Origin of the sequence: Vibrio ostreicida (assembly GCF_013074385.2) — a bacterium.
Classification (GTDB): Bacteria; Pseudomonadota; Gammaproteobacteria; order Enterobacterales; family Vibrionaceae; genus Vibrio; species Vibrio ostreicida.
Genome location: NZ_JABEYA020000002.1, coordinates 599582 through 616501 on the forward strand (window position 1 = coordinate 599582; position 16920 = coordinate 616501).

Annotated in this window: 15 protein-coding genes; 5 read left to right on the plus strand and 10 right to left on the minus strand. The window is 45.8% G+C overall.

The annotated features are described in order from the left end of the window. Positions 1–14 precede the first annotated feature (14 nt). Positions 15–1244, plus strand: a complete 1230-nt coding sequence (locus tag HLM86_RS06540; protein ID WP_076587294.1) for an Hpt domain-containing protein — start codon at positions 15–17, stop codon at positions 1242–1244. Between the two features lie 29 nt (positions 1245–1273). On the opposite strand, the gene HLM86_RS06545 is transcribed toward HLM86_RS06540, so the two are convergent. The 3 genes from HLM86_RS06545 to nhaC form a co-directional block, all read right to left on the minus strand. After that, a complete protein-coding gene (locus HLM86_RS06545) occupies positions 1274–1876 on the minus strand; it encodes a class I SAM-dependent methyltransferase (protein ID WP_076587292.1) in 603 nt (200 codons plus the stop codon). Positions 1877–1981: 105 nt separating this feature from the next. Next, entirely contained in the window at positions 1982–3262 is a 1281-nt protein-coding gene (locus HLM86_RS06550) for a dicarboxylate/amino acid:cation symporter (protein WP_076587290.1), read from the minus strand. Positions 3263–3705: 443 nt separating this feature from the next. After that, complete coding sequence (gene nhaC, locus HLM86_RS06555) at positions 3706–5139, minus strand: Na+/H+ antiporter NhaC (protein ID WP_170882435.1); 1434 nt, start codon at positions 5137–5139, stop codon at positions 3706–3708. Positions 5140–5571: 432 nt separating this feature from the next. Between nhaC and asd the strand changes: the two genes are divergently transcribed. Continuing rightward, positions 5572–6687, plus strand: a complete 1116-nt coding sequence (gene asd / locus HLM86_RS06560) for an aspartate-semialdehyde dehydrogenase (RefSeq protein ID WP_170882436.1) — start codon at positions 5572–5574, stop codon at positions 6685–6687. Positions 6688–6785: 98 nt separating this feature from the next. On the opposite strand, the gene HLM86_RS06565 is transcribed toward asd, so the two are convergent. Continuing rightward, entirely contained in the window at positions 6786–7622 is an 837-nt protein-coding gene (locus tag HLM86_RS06565; RefSeq protein ID WP_076587282.1) for an ion transporter, read from the minus strand. A gap of 51 nt (positions 7623–7673) precedes the next feature. Beyond that, positions 7674–8312 carry a YchE family NAAT transporter gene (locus HLM86_RS06570; protein ID WP_170882437.1) on the minus strand — a complete coding sequence of 213 codons (639 nt, stop codon included), beginning with the start codon at positions 8310–8312 and terminating at the stop codon, positions 7674–7676. Positions 8313–8901: 589 nt separating this feature from the next. Between HLM86_RS06570 and adhE the strand changes: the two genes are divergently transcribed. Continuing rightward, on the plus strand, positions 8902–11604 hold the full coding sequence (adhE, locus tag HLM86_RS06575) for a bifunctional acetaldehyde-CoA/alcohol dehydrogenase (RefSeq protein ID WP_076587274.1): 2703 nt from the start codon (positions 8902–8904) through the stop codon (positions 11602–11604). Positions 11605–11719: 115 nt separating this feature from the next. Here adhE and HLM86_RS06580 read toward each other — a convergent pair whose 3' ends face one another. From HLM86_RS06580 to minC, 5 genes are all read right to left on the minus strand, one after another. Further along, entirely contained in the window at positions 11720–12568 is an 849-nt protein-coding gene (locus HLM86_RS06580) for a delta-class carbonic anhydrase (RefSeq protein WP_170882438.1), read from the minus strand. A gap of 158 nt (positions 12569–12726) precedes the next feature. Further along, positions 12727–13239: a superoxide dismutase family protein gene (gene sodC, locus HLM86_RS06585; RefSeq protein ID WP_076587269.1), complete on the minus strand. Its 513-nt coding sequence runs from the start codon at positions 13237–13239 to the stop codon at positions 12727–12729. A 407-nt stretch (positions 13240–13646) separates the two neighbouring features. Beyond that, entirely contained in the window at positions 13647–13910 is a 264-nt protein-coding gene (gene minE, locus HLM86_RS06590; protein WP_076587267.1) for a cell division topological specificity factor MinE, read from the minus strand. Then, on the minus strand, positions 13911–14723 hold the full coding sequence (gene minD, locus HLM86_RS06595) for a septum site-determining protein MinD (protein WP_076587265.1): 813 nt from the start codon (positions 14721–14723) through the stop codon (positions 13911–13913). 18 nt (positions 14724–14741) lie between these two features. Continuing rightward, positions 14742–15404, minus strand: a complete 663-nt coding sequence (gene minC / locus HLM86_RS06600) for a septum site-determining protein MinC (protein ID WP_076587586.1) — start codon at positions 15402–15404, stop codon at positions 14742–14744. Positions 15405–15566: 162 nt separating this feature from the next. Between minC and HLM86_RS06605 the strand changes: the two genes are divergently transcribed. Next, positions 15567–15854 carry a YcgL domain-containing protein gene (locus tag HLM86_RS06605; protein WP_076587263.1) on the plus strand — a complete coding sequence of 96 codons (288 nt, stop codon included), beginning with the start codon at positions 15567–15569 and terminating at the stop codon, positions 15852–15854. A gap of 51 nt (positions 15855–15905) precedes the next feature. Then, complete coding sequence (locus tag HLM86_RS06610) at positions 15906–16877, plus strand: lytic murein transglycosylase (protein ID WP_076587261.1); 972 nt, start codon at positions 15906–15908, stop codon at positions 16875–16877. Positions 16878–16920: the final 43 nt, after the last annotated feature.

Consider the following 16920-nt stretch of genomic DNA (forward strand, 5'->3'; position numbering starts at 1 on the left):
AGCAAGAATATGACATGCGACGCAACACGCTCACTACAGGCTGGTTAGTGGTGGTAGGTTGGGCGCTAGGAATAGTGCTTTTAACGCTGAGCTACCGCTCAAATATGTTGATGATGGTTCAGGTCGATGAGCTGGGGAACAGTATTGAAGAGTTGCGTGACTCCTTGTTTGATGAGCCTTCCTATCGAGCTCAAGTCACTAATGAACAGGGATTGAACCTTCAAATTATTTATGCGCTTAGGTTGCAATTAGAAAGCTCTAGCCAGCAAACTTGGGTCTCTCCCGATGTTAACCAACTCCTTTACACCACAGACCGCTTTATCGATCAGGCCAATGCCTTTTTGGAAAATGAATTAGGTTTGGTTGCGCTTGTTGATCAGATTCAGTTTGTCAAATTGAAATACCAAGACAGTGATCTCATGTTTGCATATATCAATCAGTTGAATGCAAATATTTTGGAAGCGTTGTTTAGTACTAGGAACAATAGCCCCGAGGTATTTAGGCAGCTCGACCTGTTATACACTCACTCTGATCGTCTACCTGCGTTAGAAAAAAGGGATATGCAGCAACTGTTAGCGCAGGCGTCTCTGGTACTCGGAAGTTATGCCCAAGGCAGCTATATGCTCGAACAATTGATGACACATTCTATCCGTTCGCAAACGAAGTTAGTTGAAGAGCAATATCAGTCGCAACAAACCAATTTTGTCATCGCTGGTGCAGTCTACAGCGGTATGTGTTTGCTGGTGTTGTGTCTTTATGTTTCTAGGCTTGCAACGAGCCAGAATAAAGCAATCATTTCGGTAAAACCGATACCTGACGAGCTGCAAGATAGCTCGAATAGCGATGCTGAATCCGAAGAAAACGTCGTGATGACCACCACACCCATCATTCAAGAGAAGGCTGAAGCTGAAATTGACATTGAAGGCATGCTAGAGTCACTCGGCAATGACTATGAATCTGTCTGTATGCTTTTACAGGTGTTTGTCGATGATCATGCTCACGATGTAGAGAGTATTCGAAAGCTACTCCATATCGATTCAGATGAAGCATTACGTAAGGCCCATAGTTTAAAAGGAGTCGGCGGGAATCTGGGAGCACTCAATCTAAGAGAGTCGGCGAGTAAAGTGGAACTGGCGATAAAAGATGGGGCTGACTCGATACCTGATTTACTTTCTGAGCTCACTCTACGTCTCGATAAAGCGATATTAGAGGCCCAGCAGTTCCTTAGCCAGCAACAAAACTGAAACCCTAGTTTTGTGTGATAAAAAGACGTTCATTTATCCAAGACAATGGTGAAATCTGATTTCGAATAGTCATCAATCACACGAACGTGAGCACTGATGGTTTTGCAAAATCGGTAGACCGCACGTTTATTGTAGGGCTGAAGTGTTTTTTGCTGAGGAAAGGTATCGGAGTTGAGCAAGTTGAAGATGACCGTTTCATTGGCTGCATTGTGCATGCGAGTGATCATTTGTGAGAGATAATTCTTGTTGGTTGAACGGTAACTGAGAGAGCCGCTCGCGACAATGATGTCGGCCACAGGTAACGTTAGCTTACTAATGTCACCGTATTTGAATCGGCAATGGGCTGATCCCACTCGTTGTCTCGCCTGCTGAAGAAAAGGCCAATGTTGATCGATACCAAGGTAAGACGCTAAACACTGATCCTGTGTCAAGTAATCATAAAGCTCACCCATACCACAGCCGAGATCAATGACGCTTTTGGCCCGAAACTCAGCGGCATCACCGATGGTCGAGAATCGCATTTGTTGCTCTTGGTAGCTCGACCAACCGAGAATCTTATGGTTGAGGCCGGGCCAAAGGCGATTCTTTTGCCAATGGAACCAGTAAATTTTGAGTCGATCAAGGCAATGCATAAGCACGATTCCTGCTAATTACTGCTTCAAAGATGACGTATTATCTCGTTTCTATCAAGCTCAGATGAAACGCCCATCCAAAGGAAGGGCGCTTAATCATCCTCGTCAGCTGGTGGACTGCGTCATCGGTTGGCGAGTCTCTGATGTCTCAGGATCTTTGGTCCAGCGATCAATAACAACAGAGGCAACCAGATCACCTTGTACATTGACGGCGGTGCGAAAAGTATCCAGTGGTCTCTCGATGATCAAGAGAATCGCAATGGCTTCTAAAGGAATGCCCACCGCAAGCAGCACCAGTTGCATACCAGACATCGAACCAGATGGCATGCCCGGAGCCCCAACCGATGAAATCATCGCCATCAAAAAGATCATCACTATGGCACTGTTGGATAAGTCGATACCAAATAATTGAGCGAGGAAGACGGCCGCCACACCTTCGAACAACGCAGTACCATCCATATTCATCACGGCTCCTAATGGTAGGACGATACTGCTAGTAGAGTCAGAAACCCCAAGTTTTTCCCTTGCTGTTTTCAGTGTCAGTGGCAGCGTGGCGGAGCTGGAAGAGGTTGCAAATGCCATCGTCAGTGGTGCAGAAATGGCCCTGAATAGGTCGCGAACGCCTAACCCAGCTGCAAACTTTGCGATTAAAGGCAGAACAATCAGCCCGTGAATCATGGTTAGCGAGAAAACCAGTAAAGCGAATTCAAACAATTGGCTGAATAGAGCGTCATTGGGCGTAATGGTAAACTCAAACACAATCGCAAATACCGCAAGGGGGGCTAATTTGACGATACCGCTCACTAAGGTAGCGACACCTTTGTTAAGGCCTCGTACCACATCAAAAACAGGATGTGCCTGAGGCAAGGCCGCAATGAGTGCGACAGAAAGCAACAGAGCAAATAGGACAATGGCAAGAAGGTTGCCAGTGGCCAGAGCTTCAAAGGGATTAACAAGAGCCATTGTTAACAGCTTGCTCGCGATAGCGATTCCCTGAGCGGAATCCTCATCGATCAACGTGAGGCTACTTGAAGAGGGAAGTGCAGAAGAAAGAGGTGTCCACTCAGGCATTAACAAAGCCGCACCGAGACCAAGAATGATCGCGATGGTGGTCGTGCCCATGTAAAAGGTAAAGGTCGTGAGTCCAATACGTTTGAGCCGAACTATATTGCCTATATTGCTCACCCCTTCAATAAGGCTGAGTAGCACCATTATCCCAACGATGGACTTTAACAAACCAATGTAGGTTAGTTTGATGAGAGAGAGCAGTTCATTGGCCGCGAGCAAGGTTTCTTTGCTGTTAGAAAAAAGGCTCGTCATTGCCCATGCAGCGAGTGCTGCGAGGATGATCTGCGTTGATAAGGATGGCCGAATCAATTTGCCCATCGTAGTGTTTCCTTTGTATAAATTCTAATGGACGTTTGTCCAGATAAAATGGCCAACCGCAAGCGTGGTATAGGGTAGTGAGTATGAAGCTCTTCAGATGACGATTGGCGTACGAAGCGGGTAGGGTAAAGTAATCACGCGCGTTTACAAATAGACTTTTATTACATATCCAAAGATAAAGTTATAAGAAATGGCTAGCTAAAAGCCAATTTATTACTGAGTAAACGGCTTGTTACGACAAGCGGCGTTTTTCTGGCCAAATGACGTTTTAAAGCATTGACCTTATTGTTGTTTTTAAAGGGTAGTTCGTCAGTATGGCAGCCACAAAGTCGGTGGGATAAAAATAAAACATCCTCCAACATAAGGCATGTTGGAGGATGTAATCAGCCGCGCTCTATCTGTGAGCAGATCAAAGCGGTTTGTTTCAGCGCAGTGCCTTAACGTTAAGCGGTTTGGTTTTTGTAGTCAGCCTGTTGTTCATCCGTTGTGGCCACTGTGGGCTCACACTTATCAACAAACCAACCCAAGTAAGAGGTAATGATCGTGACTAGGATACAGACAAAGCTTAGCCACATAAACGGGGCATAAGAAAGCGTTGCGACACCCAAAATGCTGGCCATGTAGATACCGTTATCGCTCCAAGGCACCATACCAGATGTCAATGTCCCGCCAAACTCTGCATTTCGTGATAGATTTTTACGTTTGTAACCGAGGCGGTCGTAGTTTTTAGCACATATTTTTGGCGTTAGAATCAGTGATACATACATCGCTGAGCCAAAGACGTTGCCCAAAAATGCGGTACCAATTGTGCTGGTCGCCAGTGAGCCTGCGCTCTGTACGCGGCGTTCGAATAGTTTTGCAATGGTTTCAAGCACGCCAACTTTGTCAAGAAGCCCACCAAAGCCAAGACCAAATACTATGACCGCAACCGATCCAAGCATTGATGACATCCCACCACGGTTAAGGATTGAATCAATAAAATCGACCCCCGACTCAATGTTGAACGGCGCCCATGCAGTATGAAATGCTTGAAGGAAATCGACATCTTGAATCATTACTGCCCAAATAATACCTAACAATGAGCCAAAGCTGATCACTGGGAAAGAAGGCATACGCATGGCCAACAAACCAAGCACAATGAGGACAGGTACAAAAGAGTAAGGAGTGATGTAAAATTGTGCGTCCATGGCATCAATAACAGACTGTACTTGAGACATGTCAATGTTGCCAGCATAGTGGAAACCAAAGGCGGTAAACATGATGCCAGTAATCACATAGCTGATTAAAGCAATAGGCAACATCCCCTTAATGTGTTCCATGACTTCAACATTTGACATTGATGAAGCAAGAATAACGGAGTCCGATAGCGGTGACATTTTGTCACCAAAATAACAGCCGGACAAGATCGCACCAGCGGTAATGGGTGCGGGTACTCCTAGGCCTTGGCCTATTCCCATCATCGCGATGCCCGCGGTACCTGCCGCGCCCCACGATGTTCCGGTAGCAAGCGCTGTCAGTGAACAGATGATCATTGTTGCCAATAAAAAGATCGACGGATGAATTGCATTGAGGCCGTAGTAAATGATGGTCGGGACGATACCGCCGGAGATCCATGTGCCAACCAGTGCGCCAACAGCAAGGAGTATCAAAACGGCGCCTAGACCGTTTGAAATACCATTAAGGGCTGCTTTTTCAAGATCTTTATACTTATGCCCAAGGCGGACACCGAGCGCCATAATTACAAACCAGCCGATGTAAAGTGCCAGCTGGATAGGTAAGTCTAATTGGGCTGTGAACGAGAAAGCCATTAGCAAAAATAAACCAAGAGCGACAATAACTTGCAGCAAGCTTGGTAAACGTGGAGTGAGTTGCGTCATGCAGTGCCTCTTATATGTGTTATAAGCGATATGCTCTCTTGTCTCAGGCGTGGGAGCATATTGTGAGTGTTAGCTCATTTTGGGTACGCGCAGCACTTTACATGAGTCAGAATAATATATCGAACAAATACAACTCCGATGTGATTTGAGTCTACTGATGATGTTATTATTAGTTGTAAATATTAAAAATGAGCAAAATAGGTGTTTTTAAATGGGATTAAATGTTACTCAAATGTAGCTTTAATATTTAATTTTTGTTTCATTATTTACTTAAGATTTCAGCGAAAGATATAAATAAAGCAGCGTTAGAGAATAGCATCTGAAAATATCGGTCAAAATTCATAAAATAGATGCATTTTTTTCTTGAGATTTTGCTGTGAAAATTCAAGTATTGAGGTATCCCTTTATAAATATTTACATGGAGAGTTGAGAATGAGAGTTGGTTTAGTCGGTTGGCGTGGCATGGTCGGTTCTGTGCTGATGAAACGCATGGTTGAAGAAAAAGACTTCGACCATATTGAGCCTGTTTTTTACAGCACTTCTCAAATTGGTATACCCGCCCCTAACTTTGGTAAAGACGCTGGGTTATTGCAAGATGCCTTCGATATCGAAAGCCTAAAACAATTAGATGCCATTGTGACCTGTCAGGGTGGCAGTTACACTGAAAAAGTCTACCCTGCCCTTCGTCAATCTGGCTGGAAAGGTTACTGGATTGATGCGGCGTCGACTTTACGTATGGCTCAAGACGCTATTATCACACTTGACCCGGTCAATCTTAGCCAAATTCAGCAAGGTATCCACGCAGGGACCAACACTTTTGTTGGTGGCAACTGTACGGTCAGTTTGATGCTAATGGGATTAGGTGGCCTGTTTGAAAAAGGGTTGGTGGAATGGACCAGTGCGATGACCTATCAGGCTGCTTCGGGCGCTGGAGCACAAAATATGCGTGAGTTGATCTCGCAGATGGGTGTGATCAATGACTCGGTCAGTTCGGAGTTGGCTAACCCCTCAAGTTCTATTCTCGATATTGACCGAAAAGTGGCTGATACTATGCGCTGCTCGTCTTTCCCATCGGATAAGTTTGGCGTACCTTTAGCGGGCTCCCTGATCCCTTGGATTGATGTAAAGCGTGACAACGGCCAGAGTAAAGAAGAATGGAAAGCTGGGGTTGAAGCGAATAAGATTCTTGGCTTTGAGCAGGCTCCGGTTCCTATCGATGGAACGTGTGTTCGGATTGGTGCAATGCGATGTCATTCTCAGGCATTGACCATTAAGCTGAAGCAAAATGTGCCGATGGACGAAATCAAAGAAATGATCGCTACTCATAATGATTGGGTGAAGATGATTCCAAATGAACGTGACATCACCGCTCAGGAGTTGACCCCTGCGACAGTGACGGGCACTCTCTCTGTACCGGTCGGTCGCTTGCGGAAAATGGCGATGGGGGATGAATTTCTCAACGCCTTTACCGTCGGTGATCAGCTGTTATGGGGAGCGGCAGAGCCCCTCCGTCGTACCTTAAGGATCATTCTGGCTGAAAAACACTAATCCTGTCACGACGCTTGGAATCGGGACACATACCAGCAGTGGTGTGTGTCCTTTTTTGTGACCGTTGAAATAAGATGTAAAGCGGAGCGTCTTACTCCTTACTCTACTGCAATACGCTGATCGGGATCAGCCAGTTGACTACCGCAGTGTTTGCAATGAAGCGCATCGGCTTCATGGCCTGACTTTGAGCAGTTTGGACACTTGACGAGTGTTTTGTGGCTGAGCATCTCCTGACTTAATTCGGCCGTAATAATACCGGTAGGGACCGCCAAAATAGAGTACCCAAGCAACATGGTTAGAGACGCCAGAGCTTTACCGAGATCGGTTTGCGGTACCATGTCTCCGTACCCCACCGTTGTTATGGTCACAATGGCCCAGTAGATACTTTTGGGCATACTGGTAAATCCATTTTGTGGCCCTTCAATCACAAAAATCAGCGCACCAAAAATGGTGACCAGAATGGCAACAGAAGTGAAAAAAATAAATATCTTTCTTCGAGCCATCAGCAAGGATCTTAGCAGGATATTAGAGTCTTGAAGGTATCGAACGAGCTTAAGTATGCGAAATATCCGCATCACGCGCAGCAGTCTGATCACGCCCATAAAAGCAACGGAAGGAAACAGTAGGGCGATATAGGTTGGCAGAATAGCCAGCAGATCAACCACGCCATAAAAGCTTCGGGCGTAAGCCGTTGGTTTGGGAGAGCAGTATAATCGCAGGGCATATTCCAACGTAAATAAGGCCGTGAACATATATTCAAGGAAACGAAGTTCGTTTTTCCAGTGAGAGGCCACGGTTGGGATCGACTCGAGCACCAAAACCAATAGCGAAGACAAGATCGCGACGATTAACGCGATATCAAATATACGTCCAGACCGAGTGTGCGTTCCAAAAATAATGATGTAAAGATGGTGTTTAATAGAGTGGTGCGACATAAATGGAAGTAATTTATAAAACTGGATTCGTATTATACCTTTACTTGTCGCTTAGGCCAATCCAGGGAAAAGATTACGCATACCGTTGGTGATAAACTCAATACCTAACGCTCCCAGAATTAACCCCATAATACGAGTAATGACGTTGATCCCTGTTTGGCCAAGCGCGCGTACAATGAATGGCGCTGAGCGAAACAAAAGCCACGAACACAAGCAAAACAACGCAATAGTAACACTAATGCCTACGGCATCGGTCATGGTCGGATAACGCGCCCCATAAACAATGGTAGAGCTAATCGCCCCCGGGCCCGCCATTAATGGCATGGCCAGTGGCACGACGCCAATTTGTTCACGGCTTACGTACTCGGATTTCTCCTGTTTGTTCTGTTTGTCTTCCCCGAGTTTACCGCTCATCATTGAGAACGCGATGCTCAAAAGCAACAAGCCCCCCGCGACTCGAAAGGAGTCGAGAGAAATACTGAACATGTCCAGTAGTCGCTGCCCCGCAAACAAAGAGACAATAAGAATAATACCCACGGCCATATTGGCGGTCGTGGCGGTTTTATGTTTTTCTTCTATCGTCATATGGCCTGTCAAAGAGACAAAGACTGGCATGATGCCAACCGGGTTAACCGCGGCAACCAGACCGAGAAAAAACTGCAAAAAGATAGCGATGTCAAATGTTTGCATGATAAGTCTTATCCAAAATAAAGCCGCACGTGAGAACGAGGAGTGACATGGGGAATATAGTCTAAAATTGACTCATTCACGATTTTAAACGTTAGGGTGTTGATCAACAAGGGGGAAGGAAGCGCTGTGCCAACATCGAGTAATGGTCGCGACATCGAACCGGTTTATCGTGTTAGGACCGGCGGCTGAGACGTGATACGCACACCACGGTTTGACCTCTTATCCCAATGTTTTAGCGTATCAAGAGATGTTGATAAGCCAAGTTGTAAGTTTTTGCTGATGTCATGAAATTTTTTTACATATCTTGGGTGTTTTTTCGTGCTAGAAGAAGGTAATGAAAAAAAACAACTGAGAATGTTTATTATTAAGTTGTTGAAAAATATTGCTATTATTTTATTTTTAGGATTGTTTTTCTCCGAATTAAAGAAAGAGCGTATGAGAAATGATCTGGGTCAATATTTGTCATATCTTGAAATAATATACTCAGTCTTGAAAGCAATTTACTAAGAAGTGCTTCGGTGGCGGTGATGAAAATGCCCAGTTCCCTTAATAAATAGCTTTTTATATTTTTCATTTTAGGAGATTGACTATGCCTGTTACTAATATGGCTGAACTGGATGCAATGGTTGCTCGCGTTAAAAAAGCGCAAGAAACGTTCGCGACATACTCTCAGGAGCAAGTAGATAGAATCTTCCGAGCGGCCTCTTTGGCGGCGAATCAGGCCCGTATCCCTCTAGCTCAGCAAGCTGTTGAAGAATCCGGGATGGGCATTGTCGAAGACAAAGTGATCAAGAACCATTTTGCGTCAGAGTTTATTTATAACAAATATAAAGACGAGAAAACTTGCGGTATTCTTGAAGAAGATGACAACCTTGGTACGATGACGATAGCAGAACCGGTAGGTATCATTTGCGGTATAGTGCCGACAACTAACCCTACCTCGACCGCGATTTTTAAATCTCTGATCTCACTCAAGACGCGCAACGGCATTATCTTTTCGCCACATCCACGTGCCAAACATTCCACGAATGACGCAGCGAAATTAGTCTTAGAAGCGGCCGTCGCTGCCGGCGCGCCGAAAGATATTATTGGTTGGATTGACGCACCCTCTGTCGAATTGTCCAATGCTTTAATGAAGCACGATGGTATTGCTCTGATTTTGGCCACGGGGGGGCCGGGTATGGTTAAAGCGGCATACTCTTCGGGCAAACCAGCGATTGGTGTCGGGGCTGGTAATGTTCCGGTCGTCATTGATGAAACAGCCGACATCAAACGTGCTGTTGCGTCAATTTTAATGTCAAAGACATTTGATAACGGTGTCGTGTGTGCGTCTGAACAGGCCGCCATTGTTGTGAATGAAGTCTACGATGAAGTGAAAGCACGCTTTGCGTCTCACAAGGCCCACGTTCTTTCTAAATCGGATGCTGAAAAAGTACGTAAGGTTCTATTAATCGACGGTAATCTCAATGCCAATATTGTTGGGCAACCAGCATCAGCAATTGCAGATATGGCTGGAGTACACGTACCCGCGGACACCAAAGTGCTCGTTGGTGAGGGTTTGGGGAAAGTCGCGATAGAGGATGAATTTGCCCATGAAAAGTTATCCCCAACGTTGGGCTTGTTTCGAGCGGACAACTTTGAAGATGCTGTCGCACAGGCGGTGACCATGGTTGAAATTGGTGGTATTGGACACACCTCCGGTTTGTACACCAATCAAGATGTGAATACTGACCGCATACGTTACTTCGGAGACAAGTTAAAAACGGCGCGTATTTTGGTTAATATCCCGACCACTCATGGGGGGATTGGTGACTTGTATAACTTCAATGTTGCACCGTCACTGACGTTGGGATGCGGCTCTTGGGGGGGGAATTCAATTTCAGAAAATGTTGGACCTAAGCACCTTATCAACAAGAAAACCGTGGCAAAGCGAGCTGAAAATATGTTGTGGCATAAACTCCCTAAATCGATTTATTTTCGTCGCGGGTGTCTTCCCATTGCCTTAGGGGATTTGGAAGGTAAGAAGCGCGCTTTTCTGGTCACAGACCGTTTCCTATTCAACAATGGTTACGCAGATGACGTTGTCACCCTTTTGAAAGCGCAAGGGATGGAAGTACAGACGTTCTTTGATGTGGAAGCCGATCCTACTCTCTCAGTGGTTGAAAAGGGCGCAGAAGCGATGAAAAGCTTTATGCCCGATACGATCATTGCTTTGGGTGGTGGTTCACCAATGGATGCAGCCAAAATAATGTGGGTGTTATACGAGCACCCAGACACCCACTTTGAAGAGCTCGCGATGCGCTTTATGGATATCCGTAAACGCATTTACAAATTCCCTAAAATGGGGAAAAAAGCAGAACTGGTTTGCATCACGACAACCTCAGGGACAGGGTCTGAAGTCACGCCTTTTGCTGTTGTGACCGATGATAAAACTGGCGCGAAGTACCCTCTCGCGGATTACGAGATTACGCCGAATATCGCGATTGTTGATGCCAACCTTGTCATGAACATGCCTAAATCATTGACAGCTTTTGGTGGGTATGATGCGGTAACCCATGCTTTAGAAGCCCACGTCTCAGTATTGGCCAACGAATATTCTGATGGCCAAGCGCTACAAGCGTTAAAAATGCTGAAAGAGTACTTACCGTCGAGTTATACCAATGGCGCAAACGATCCGGTCGCTCGTGAAAAAGTGCATAATGCAGCGACCATTGCAGGGATTGCATTTGCCAATGCATTTCTCGGAGTTTGTCATTCAATGGCTCACAAAATTGGTGCTGAATTTCACCTACCACATGGCTTGGCCAACGCTTTGTTGATTGCTAATGTGGTCCGCTACAATGCGAACGACAACCCCACTAAGCAAACGGCATTCTCACAGTACGATCGGCCTCAAGCTCGACGTCGCTATGCTGAAGTTGCTGACCATTTAGGTCTCAGTCAGTCAGGCGATCGTACCGCTCAGAAAATTGAGCGTCTTTTGTCTTGGTTAGATGAACTCAAGGTGGACTTGGATATTCCTAAATCCATCAAGGAAGCGGGCGTACCTGAAGCGGATTTTCTCGCTAAGCTCGATCAACTCGCGGTAGAAGCGTTCGACGATCAGTGTACGGGGGCGAATCCACGTTACCCATTGATCAAGGAGTTGAAAGAAGTGCTTCTCGCCTCTTACTACGGAAAAGCCTTTGTCGAGGGAGAGACATTTGAGGGGACAACGGTGATCAAGAAGAAAGCGGATCAGGTGCTGCCTAAGAAATCCACTAAAGGCAAAAAATCTGCCGTCGGTGCGTAATCGGTAAGGTTGATAAAATCTGGTCGTCGTTCAAAAACGAAAGCCCCAGTGCCTAAACACTGGGGCTTTTGCCATTATTTGCTATTGGTTTTGAACACACAACAGAAAGGGTGTGTTATTGGACCGCTGCAAGTAAATCGGGGTTAGTTACAAGGTTGCGTACACCATGTGCATGATTTTCCTTGAAGTCATTCTTTTTTAACCATTTTGCTACTGTTGCGATGTCGACCTTTGCCACTTTTGGTCGGACGCTCCAGCTAACTTGCAAAGGAGAGGCGGTTTCATTGTAGCCAGGGCCTGTCGTTGAGCCCGGGTATTGGATAGGTTTTCCAGTATTATCAGGAATGTTGAGTGCCTGATACACCCCATTTTTCTGCCCATATTCTGTTAATTTCACAAAATCAGAAGCATTGCGATCATTGACTAAAACATAGACTTGGGTTTCGACGCGCAATTGAGGGTTGTTGATCGATTCACTTAAACAGGCCCCCAATGTTGGCCCAGGTTTCACCTGCGCGGTTGAATAGACGTAGTGAACCTCAATGGTATCGCCTGAGAGCAGTTGACCGTGAGCGTTTTTTCCAACAGCCGTGGCGAATGGTTTCAGTTCTGCGTCGCTGAGCTTACCGGTATAAACGTAACCCGTATTGTAGCCTTTTCCGTCGCCATTTCCTGCGTATCGACTGAATTCGCCCCCTTTATGCTCGGCATTCTTGTGGAAGTGAATATTACAGAGGTTCATCTCGTTTGCGTCTGGTGCGCGACCAAACGCGCGATGATTCATCCCCGTCAAATTGTCAATGTCACGTGGAGCCTGAGGACCGAAACCCTTACCTTTTGTATTTTCTGCAAGAGTAGCACGTTGTTGTGCGATCACACTGTCATCGACGACGACATCAACGGTTGCTTGTGAGATCAATGGAATCAGCGCGATACTTGCGCATGCAATGAGACGTTTTTTCATAAATTAATATTAAACCTTTATATTGTGATTCGGATACTTAGTCGCCCATTTACAGGGTAGCAACGCTTAACAAAAGTCTGTATTTTATTCTTCAATTCGGTGACTTCAGCAGCATGAAAAATTGAAATTGAATCACTTCCTTACACGCTATACTGAGGTTACTTGATTACGCCACAAACAATTCTAGCACCACCTCCGCCGAGTTTCGCAGGATGGTCCGAATGGTTGTCGCCGCCTGCATGTATCATTAAGGCCCTGCCAGTAACAGACGATAGTGAGACTCGCGGTGCCACTACTGGGTTGTTGGCCACACCATGACTGTCGACATAGAGAGCAGGTAAGTCCCCCAAATGGTTATTATTGGTCCAAGGGAAACCATGTTTGCCGGTTTCTTGTGGGTCATAGTGACCGCCAGCCGCACCACCGAGCACGGTTTTTCCCTGTTTAGTACTACTTCCACAAGAGCCATTGGTGTGAATATGAAAACCGTGTACTCCAGCGGGTAATCCTTTTAACTCGGGTGTAAAAACCGTTCCATACTGACTGTCAGATAGGGTAACCACACCTGCTGGTTGGCCAGAGGCTAAGTCGACCATTTCGACAGAAAGGTCGTCGGCTAAAACTGAAGTCGAAAGCAGCGCAATTGAAGCGAGTAAAGTATGTTTTTTCATCGGGTCAAGTCCTATTGATTTGTTGTGATTTGTTATCAGTTATTGTGAATCTTGATGATTTGTTTGCCTTTAAATGGTGCTGGTTGGCTGAAGATTTCTGTGATCAAGGGGCATCAAGGCCTGAATACGCCCACAAGAACAGGGTATTTCGTCAATTGTAGTCACGCTGTCGTGTTTCACACCCCATAAAACGAAAAGGGCCTGACGTTGGTGTCAATTTACCTGCTCTTTTATGAGACGAATATTTGTTGTTTTCTATTGATTTGATTGGTGATCCCGATGAACCACTCAGTGAAAAAGGGAATCGGTTTATGGAGAGGGGTTTTAGATTGGGTCGAAGGTCAGTGCCAATAAAAAAGGCCGATAGCAGAATATCGACCTAAATCATTAAGGCTTGTCGGACGATATTATTTATCGTCTTCAGGTAATTTCACATTCAGTTCCAATACGGAAATGTCATCATCTTTGTGCTCAAACGAAAGGTCGACCATTGAGGGGTCAATCTCAACATACTTACCGATCACTTTCAGAATATCTTCCTTTAATTGCGGCAGGTAAGAAGGCGCAGGATCATTCTGGCTGCGTCGCTCAGCGACAATGATTTGCAGTCGCTCTTTGGCTAAATTTGCGGACGTCTTTTTCTGTGGTCGAAAAAATTCAAGTAATGACATCTAGCCTCCGAATAATCGTTTGAAAATTCCTTTTTTCTGCTCGGTCAGGAAGCGGAAATCCACTTGTGAACCTAACAGGCGGTCAACGGTGTCGTTATAGGCCATTCCAGCGTCGGTTTCGTTATCGAAAATAACAGGCACACCCTTGTTTGAAGCGTTTAATACCGCTTGGCTTTCAGGAATCACACCCAGAAGAGAAATGTGGAGGATTTCCTCGACATCTTCGACACTCAGCATCTCGCCTTGAGTGACCCGTGTCGGGTTGTAGCGAGTCAGCAGCAAATGCTGTTTGACTGGTTCTAAACCTTCTTCAGCGCGGCGTGATTTCGAATCAAGAATGCCCAAAATACGGTCTGAGTCGCGAACCGATGAGACTTCAGGATTAGTGGTGACGATCGCTTCATCTGCAAAGTATAGCGCCATCAACGCACCTTGTTCGATTCCTGCAGGTGAGTCACACAGGATAAAATCAAAGCCCATCTCATCAAGTTCATCAAAGACACGGCGAACGCCGTCTATGGTCAGCGCATCTTTATCACGGGTTTGAGAAGCCGGCAGTATAAATAGGTTGTCAGTACGCTTATCTTTGATCAGCGCCTGATTAAGGGTCGCTTCACCGTTAATCACATTGACAAAGTCATAAACGACTCGGCGTTCACAGCCCATGATTAAATCCAGATTGCGCAGGCCGATATCAAAATCGATGACTGCAGTTTTTTTTCCTTTGAGGGCCAGTCCCGACGCAATCGCCGCACTGGAGGTGGTTTTACCCACACCCCCTTTACCTGATGTGACAACAATAATGCGTGCCATTATTTGTTCCTTATGATCTTAAATAGTTAACAACTCGAACCGAAGTGAGTCATCAGTCAAACTAAACATGACTTTTTTCTGCCAGTACTCGGCGTCGAACTGTTCGGTTAGCCAATAGTGACCAGCAATCGACATTAATTCGGCGTGGAGCTTATTGCAGATGATTACGGCACCAGTATTGCCATTGGCGCCAGCAATGGCTCGCCCTCGCAGTGTGCCATGGATATGAATTGAACCATCTGCAATAACCTCTGCACCCTCACTGACATGGCTTAATACAATCAAATCGCTGTCTTTGGCATACACTTGCTGACCAGAGCGAACGGGTGTGCGAACCACTTTAGTTGGCGCCATCTTTGCTGGGGCCTGTGTGGGGGATTTGCTCGCGGACATTATCGCAAAGCCAGTCTCAGTAGCGAGATTTTGTGTCCGTTTATCTCGGTATCCAGTGACGCCGACGGGGATCATTCCCGCTTGTGAAATGCCTTGCTTGAGCCGAGAAAAATCGAGTTCCCCAACCACTTTAGAAATATTGATGACAACAGGAGCTTGTGCGAAAAAGCGAGGCGCTTGTTCAACCTTGTCGATAAGAAATTGAATGGTGTGTTCAACATCATTGTTTGAAAGGTGTAAAACGGACAAAGTAAAACTACTCCCTTTCAAGTCCGGTGCATTTGACATCTTTTTCTGGGAACCTCGTATTGGCATTGCCTGAGACTAGGGGGGTTATGTTATATTCCCTACCTAGGCACAGCAAGTTATCTTGCGATCAATTGAGTGTTTCGGCCTAAAAAATAGCGAAACATTGACGTTCTCTGAACCTAAACAGTTAAAAGGCTCTCCATGCTTTGTGCAATTTACAAAAGTTCTAAAAAAGAAGGCGCATACTTGTATATTCCGAAGAAAGACGATTTTTCACAAGTCCCTGACACATTAATGCAAATGTTTGGCAAACCTTTTATGGTAATGGTGGTCAAACTCGAAGGGCGTACATTAGCTCAGGTTGATGTTGAGAAAGTTAAGCAATCTCTTAAAACGGATGGTTTTTTCCTTCAGTTGCCACCGCCGCCACAAAATTTACTCGATGAATATAAAGAGCAAAAACAAGCTCGTCAGCAGTCTAAGGAATAAACAACTAGGATTTGGACTGCAGGATTGATTCAATTGCTCAAGGAGGGCAAGGTGAAAAAAGTATTGTCAGTGTTGCTAGGTGTTGCTGTCACAAGTTCTGTCTGGGCCAATGAACTGAACTTTGAGCAATATGTCGAAAAGTTAAAGCAAGAAGCGCGAACTCAGGGGATATCGGAGCCGATTATTACGGCAGCATTTGATGGGGTGAGTTATAAACCGCGTGCGGTAAAGGCGGATCGAAACCAGCCAGAAAAAAAACTCACTCTGGATGAGTATATACCCAGGGCGGTGCCTGATTGGAAGGTAAAACAAGCCAAGCGTTTGTACGTCGAACATAAAGATGAGCTTACCCGTATCGGGGAACAATATGGCGTGCAACCGCGTTTTATTGTTGCGTTGTGGGGGGTTGAAAGCAATTTCGGCACATTTACGGGTAACTACAGCGTCATTGATGCGCTGTCAACTATGGCCTTTGACGGACGACGTGAGGCCTTTTTCCGCAAAGAGGCGATGGCCGCCCTAACCATTCTTGAGCAGGGGCACATCCAGCCTAACGATATGAAAGGCTCCTGGGCTGGCGCCATGGGTCAGTGTCAGTTTATGCCGAGTTCTTTTCTCTCTTTTGCTGCAGACGGCAATGGTGATGGTAAGAAGGACATTTGGGGGACTGAAGCGGATGTGTTTGCCTCCACGGCGAATTACTTGAGTCAGTCTGGCTGGAAAGACGAGTCTACATGGGGCCGTCAGGTAAAACTCCCTCGTGGTTTTGACACCCGTATTCAGGGGCGTAGCGAGGCAAAAGCTAAGTATCTCAAACAGTGGACACAGCTTGGTATCACTCGCTATGACGGTCGTCCGCTACCGAATCTCGACGTAGACGTGAAAGCGTGGCTCATTGCTCCTGATGATGCCGATGGCAGAGTGTACCTTGTCTATAACAACTACAATGTTCTGATGAAGTGGAATCGTTCTTACTACTTTGCACTGGCGGTCAGCCATTTAGCTGATAGAATCGTACTATAGTCATAACGACAGGAGCTCTTTGGAGCTCCTTTTTGTTTCTGGA